This is a genomic window from Segatella copri (assembly GCF_003465495.1).
In the GTDB taxonomy this organism is placed as follows: Bacteria; Bacteroidota; Bacteroidia; order Bacteroidales; family Bacteroidaceae; genus Prevotella; species Prevotella copri_G.
In genome coordinates, this window is sequence record NZ_QSAV01000079.1 from 1 (window position 1) to 6,927 (window position 6,927).

Below are 6,927 nucleotides of genomic sequence, written 5' to 3' on the forward strand. Positions count from 1 at the left end.
ATGATGTTTCCTCGAAGGCATTGCAGGACAAACTTGAAGTGTTGAACAATTCACCTCAAAAGAAGGTTGTAACCCATCGCTTCGAGCCAATCTCAAAGAATGTTCTTCTTTTCATAGGTGGATTGGCTCTATCTCTTGTCATTTCCATTTGGGGCAATCTCACCCAATGGCGAGAGCATCAAGATTGGGAGGAGGCAGACTTGAAATATAGGGCATTGAAAATGTTTCTTCCATCTGATGACCCGAATATTCGCTACATCGAAAAGCATTTCAATGTGCAACGAGATGAAGATGTGATATACAAGCTCAGAACCAGAGTTGGTGTTTATGAAGATTCTGTCTATCAACACCATAAAATGGTTGAGGTAGCATCATATAAAGATAGTATAGCAAGACAACTTATTGATGAATCAAATAGGATAAAAATGCAGATAAACAGTAAGAAAAGTAAATGAAAACGTTATTTTTGTATTATTATGCAAAGTGTAAACACGTATAACATTGCTTAATGTAGTTTAAATATTCTCTGATAATTACTTTGTTTCAAAAAGTCTTTTTATTTTTGCACATAAATACAGACCGTTCTGACAAAAGGCACAGAAATCGAAAAGTGTATAGAGTAGATTATTTTAAAACTTACAAGCATGAAAGATTTAAAACTTTTCACTCAAAGTGAGTTGTCCACCTTGGAAACATTAGATATTATGGGTGGTACAGCAAGCGCAGAAGCATCACAAACAGGTTGTTCAAACAATGTTGTAGGATGTAATTGTACGATCATTCAAGTGCCAATTCAAAAGCCATCTGTTGGTGATGGTACAAAAGCTTTGTAAAAATGAAAAATTTTAGGTAGGATGAAATTTCATCCTACCTTTTTATTAAAATATAGAGAATATGAAAGTAAGTAATTATAATTACATTATACATAAAAACTCCTATTCTTATTGGTACAATGGAATTAATCATACTTTTTTCAAAGTACCAATTTCTTTGGGAAAGAAATTGGAGCATATCATGAATGATAACATCAATATGCTTCCTACAAACTTTTGCTCTCGTCTTGTTGAAAAAGGTTTTATAGTTTCTGACAACACCAAAGAATTGGATATTATTCGGGAAAAATATAATGAACAAGTTTGTCGTAAAGACTATTTGCTAACAATACTGCCAACACTTAATTGTAATTTTAAATGTTGGTATTGCATTCAAGACCATGTTGGTTCAAAGATGTCTGTTGCCACCATTGATAAAGTAAAGACACATATAAATTACATGATAAATGTTGAAAAAATAAAGTCATTACAAATCGAGTGGTTTGGTGGAGAACCCTTCCTATATTTCAAGCAAGTCATATTGCCTATTTGTGAATATGCACAGAAACTTTGTGCACAAAAACAAATACCTTATTCAACCACAGCAACTACAAATGGATACTATTTACTTCCTAAAATATGCCCAGATTTAGTAACTTTAGGGTTTAAAAGATTTCAAATAACTCTTGATGGTCCTAAAGAGCAACATGACAAAGTAAAATTTCAAAATAATTGTCCATCTGCATTTACTCATGTCTTGAATAATATAGAATATATTCTTAGCAATAGTTCATCAATAGAAATTTTATTGAGAATAAACTATACGGAAGAAAACTTAGATCAAATTATTGTAGAGGAAGTAAACCAAATTATTTCTCCACAAAATCGTTGTAAAGTCCGTGTTATGCCTAAAAAAGTATGGCAAGAAAATGTTCGTAAAAGCAGATATGAAAGCGTAAAGACAATACTGCAAAAATTTCATGCATCTGGATATAATACTGTCCATTTTGATGCGGTAAATACGTTTATTCCTTGTTATGCTAATCGTAAATACTACAATGCAATTAATTATAATGGGGATGTCGTAAAATGTACCGCTTCAAACGATTTGTATGAGAAGTGTACTCATGGAGAGATTGAGCCAGATGGAAGCATAAAATGGAATCATGACTTTATAAAGAAATACAAAATGGTTTTCTTTGAAAATAAGAGATGCTTGCAATGTAAATATTTGCCATTGTGCATGGGAGTTTGTCCCCGTGACAATTATACAAAAGCATGCAAACTTGAAAATGTAGATTTCCATATAGAAGATTCTTTAGTAAACTATATTGATACAATTTATGAAACGAAAAGTGTTAAATAGACTGTGTGCATTTCTACTTTTTATAGGATTACCCATTTTAAGTTATGCACAAAATACTGTAATAAAAGGAAAGGTCATCAATAACAATGGTGACCCTTTGTCGTTTGTGAACGTTTCTCTGCTCAACACACGAGATTCATCCTTTATACAAGGAACGACTAGTAAAACTGATGGAACTTTTGAGTTAATCTCAAAAAGCAAAGAGGGAATCGTGAAAATCTCATCAATTGGCTACAAAAACTTTTTCAGAACTTTTCGTAATTCTGAGACTTGGACTATTGAACTTCAAGAAGATTCTTTGAAGCTTAATGAAGTTGTCATTACGTCACAATCTTTAAGAAGTTTTGGTAATAAAGACCAAATCTTTCTGTCGGAAAACGATAGGAAAATTGGAACGAATGCCTTAGAAACAATTAGTTGTTTGCCACAGTTTAAGACCAACCCAGCAGAAATAGGTATTACGACTGTAGATAACAAAAGCGTCCTTGTCCTTATTGACGGAATTCGCAGAACTGCTAGAGATTTAATGTTACTCAAACCGAATGACATCAAATATGTTAATTATTATAGTTATCCTCCAGCACGTTATGCACATGAAGGTATTGGAGCTGTGATTGATGTTGTTACAAAAAAGCAAAATGATACGCTATATACATTTTATTTAAGTACTAAAAATGGAGTAAATGCTGGATATGGAACCAATTTAGCATCCATGACCTATCAAGATTCATTAAACACCATTTCAGCGGCTTATTTTATCGACTATCGTGATTTGAATAGTAACCTTATGAATAATAGCTACCGTTATGGAAATAAAAGTAACATTTACCAAGGCACTTCTGGAGTATATGTCGGACAATTTCATATTGGGCAGGTAAATTACCAACATAGTCAAGGCAAAAGTCTGTTTAGTTCTCAAATAGAATTCACAAAAAATCCAGGCACTCAGAAATATGAGCAAAATATCAATGATGCGGAAAATATTTCTAATTCTCGAAGGCTAAAAAGTGACTATAATGGACTTTCTGTAGATTTGTACTATCACTATTCTTTCAATAAGGATAAAAACATTTCTCTGAATGTCCTCAATACATTCTACAAATCCAATTCCAACAATATTTTAAATGATTGTTCTTCTCAAAAATTAGAAAACAATATAGATAATAAATCTTATTCTATAATTGCAGAGTTGCTTTATAATTGTAAATTATTTAACGGCAGTTTTGGCTTAGGTGCCTATTATCTGTACAAAAACTTTTCACAAACATATAATGTAGATAGTTTCTCGAAAGTTGGCACACAAAAGGAATATTTTTATGGCGAATATAGTAAGGGTGTAAGTAACTTTTCTTATACTTTTGGAGTTGGGATTGAAAATAATCACTATAATACCGCAGATAAAAAAAGCTTTGACTACTGGGTTCTTCGCCCTTCATTAGCGTTAAGTTTACAATGTACAAAGTTGTCTTCTTTGCGTTTCACTTCTTCCATAAGGTCAATTGTCCCTAATGTAGGCAATCTTACAGATAGCAAAGTTGCGATTGACGAACATTTTTTCCTCCAAGGGAACATGGGCTTAAAGCCATATTATGTTTATGGAACCAATCTACAATATCAATATAGTTCAAATGATAGAAAATGGTATTTTGTAGCTTCTGTAAGTAATGACTTTTATCCTAGTAAGAACGTTCCTGTTATAGCTAGCTATGGAGATGATATGATAGAAAGTATATCAAGAATAAAAAATGCAAATGAACTAAGTACGTCAGTATCCTTTAGGTATCAACCAGCATCTTGGATTAATATCCAACCCTATTATAATTATCAATATTCAAAGTATGACACACCTAACCAATGTATTCGGCATTCTATGCATAACACTGGTGTCAGTGTCAATCTCTTACCTAAAAAATGGCAAATATCATGGAATGGAAACTTTCCTACGACAACTGCAAATGGCGACATTTTTCAGCAAACAGGTTTTCAGACAACAACTTCCATATTATATAAGATTAAATCAATTTCTTTGGGAGTAGAGTATATACATAATCCAAAACCAAATAGGACTTATGCAAGTATAAAAAACTTCTCTTTTGAAGAAGAAACAAAATGGAATAATTTTAAAAATTTAATTGCAGTTAACTTTACCTATTATTTTACAAAAGGAAAAGGGCATAATCAGGGAAGTAAACGTTTGAGAAATAAGGATCAAGATGCAGGTCTTACCCAATTTAACACGGCTAAGTAACAATAAATTATTTACAATAATATGGAAATGAAGTGTTTTCCAATAACATATCAATTTGACACAATGCAATGTGGTATAGCCTGCTTGCAGATGATTTGCAAATATTATGGACGAGATTACTCTCTGTCTTATCTGTCGGGTATTTGTACTTCTTCAGCGGAAGGTGTATCTTTGCATGGCATCAACGAAACTGCCATACAATTAGGTTTCCATACACTTTGTGCAAGGTTGGACATTAAGGATACAATGGAAATGCCATTACCTTGCATTCTACATTGGAATCAAAATCACTTCGTTGTTTTATATAATGTCAAAAAAGGGAACAAGTTTTATGTCGGAGACCCAGGCAAAGGATTAGTAACTTATAATCTAGAAGAATTCAAACTGCATTGGATAAGCACCTCGTCTAATGGTGAGGACAGGGGCATTGCTATGCTTTTGGAAACCACTCCTGCTTTCTTCACTTATAAGATGGAGGACGAAGAGAACACCAAAGAGAAGAGGTCTTTCCGCTTTCTCCTTGGGTATGTGAGAAAATATCGCAAGTATTTCGGGCAAATCATCTTGGGTTTGTTAGTTGGAAGTCTCTTGCAACTAGTTCTGCCATTCCTTACCCAATCCATCGTGGATGTCGGCATCAAGAACCAAAACATCGGCTTTGTCTGGCTTATTCTGTTGGGACAGTTGATGCTTACAATCAGCAGAACGGCAATCGACTTTATCCGCAGATGGTTGTTGCTTCACATTTCCTTACGTATCAACATATCATTGGTAAGTGACTTCTTCATCAAGCTCTTAAAGCTACCGATGTCTTTCTTTGACACGAAGCTCATGGGTGACTTGATGCAGAGGATGAACGACCATAGCCGTGTGAACAACTTCCTTACTCAGCAGACACTCAACATCGCTTTTGCCATGCTTACTTTCGTGGTATTCTCGGTGGTGCTGTTCTTCTACAATAAATTGGTGTTTGCCATCTTCTTATTGGGAAGCATCCTCTATGGTGCATGGATGACTTTGTTCTTGAAGCGGAGGAAGGTGCTTGATTACGAACTGTTTGAGCAGCAAGCCATCAACAACAACAAGACCTACGAGTTCATAACTTCCATGCAGGAAATCAAGTTGCAGGATTGTGAACAGCGCAGAAGATGGGAATGGGAAGATACGCAAGCAGACTTGTTTGGAGTGCAGATGAAATCACTCAAACTCCAACAGACACAGGAGGCAGGAAGTATCTTTATCAACGAGGTGAAGAACATCATCATCACGGTAGTGGCTGCTACCGCTGTGATTCATGGTCAAATGACACTCGGTATGATGCTTGCCGTGCAATACATCATCGGACAGCTCAACTCGCCTGTGGAGCAACTGATGAACTTCTTCTATTCCCTGCAAGATGTGAAGATTAGTTTGGAACGTATCAACGAGATTCACCAGATGGATGATGAGAATGGAAAGGAAGGCTTGCTAACTTCTATTGAAGATAAGAATGAGGGCATTGACATCAAGAACATCATGTTCAAGTATGACCCACATGCCTTGCGCAAGACCATAGACGATGTGAACATTCACATTCCGCAAGGCAAGGTGACAGCCATTGTTGGCGCATCTGGCAGTGGAAAGACCACCCTCATTCGTTTGATGCTTGGTTACTATCCTGTCTTGGAGGGACAAATCAACATAGGCAATACTGACATCAACAAGCTCAACAAGAAATGGTGGCGCAGACAATGTGGCGTTGTGATGCAGGAAGGTGTCATCTTCTCGGAGAGTATCGCACGTAACATTGCTGTTGATGATGGTGACATAGACAAGGAACGGTTGCTAAAAGCAGCCGAGATAGCTTGTATCAAGGATTATGTGATGGCTTTGCCTCTGAAGTTCAACACCAAGATTGGACGTGATGGCGTGGGACTGAGCCAGGGACAGAAACAACGCATCTTGATAGCGAGGGCGGTGTATAAGAATCCTGACTATATCTTCCTTGACGAGGCAACCAACTCGCTAGATGCTAACAACGAGAGAAGCATCGTGGAGAACTTGGATAAGTTCTACAAGGGCAAGACTGTTGTGATTGTGGCTCATCGCCTAAGCACGGTGAAGAATGCCGACCAAATCGTAGTCATAGACCATGGAAATGTGGTTGAAGTTGGCAATCATGAATCGCTGACAGCCAAGCGAGGAGCATACTATAATCTTGTGAAGAATCAGTTGGAATTGGGAAACTAAAATGCTTTTGACATGGAACAGAAAGAAAAAGAAACAGATAATATCGAGTTGAGAAGCGAGAAGGTGAGGAACGTGATAGGCAAGGTTCCTCCTCGCCTCGTCAGCTTGGGAACGGTTGCCATTACGATAATAGTTCTCGCCCTCGCAGTTGCTTTCTACAAGATACCTTATCCTATATCCATAGATGCTAATGGTGAGGTCATCAATCAAAGAACAGTGCAAGTGTTTGTGCCATATAAGTATTTGTACCTTTTCGATGAGCCAAGGACGGC

At 36.3% G+C, this 6,927-nt stretch carries 4 protein-coding genes and 2 pseudogenes; all 6 read left to right on the forward strand.

The window, feature by feature from the left end:
• Positions 1 to 455 (forward strand): annotated as a pseudogene (locus DWV53_RS14735) (hypothetical protein); the annotation flags it as partial.
• A 189-nt stretch (positions 456 to 644) separates the two neighbouring features.
• A complete protein-coding gene (locus DWV53_RS14740) occupies positions 645 to 833 on the forward strand; it encodes a hypothetical protein (protein WP_118155352.1) in 189 nt (62 codons plus the stop codon).
• 61 nt (positions 834 to 894) lie between these two features.
• Complete coding sequence (locus DWV53_RS14745) at positions 895 to 2,178, forward strand: radical SAM/SPASM domain-containing protein (protein ID WP_118155354.1); 1,284 nt, start codon at positions 895 to 897, stop codon at positions 2,176 to 2,178.
• Positions 2,156 to 4,426, forward strand: coding sequence for an outer membrane beta-barrel protein (locus tag DWV53_RS14750; protein WP_118155356.1), 2,271 nt, complete (start codon positions 2,156 to 2,158; stop codon positions 4,424 to 4,426). Before DWV53_RS14745 ends, DWV53_RS14750 begins: the two co-directional genes overlap by 23 nt.
• A 27-nt stretch (positions 4,427 to 4,453) precedes the next feature.
• A complete protein-coding gene (locus tag DWV53_RS14755) occupies positions 4,454 to 6,655 on the forward strand; it encodes a peptidase domain-containing ABC transporter (protein WP_117988621.1) in 2,202 nt (733 codons plus the stop codon).
• Positions 6,656 to 6,667: 12 nt separating this feature from the next.
• A pseudogene (locus tag DWV53_RS14760) lies at positions 6,668 to 6,927 on the forward strand (hypothetical protein); the annotation flags it as partial.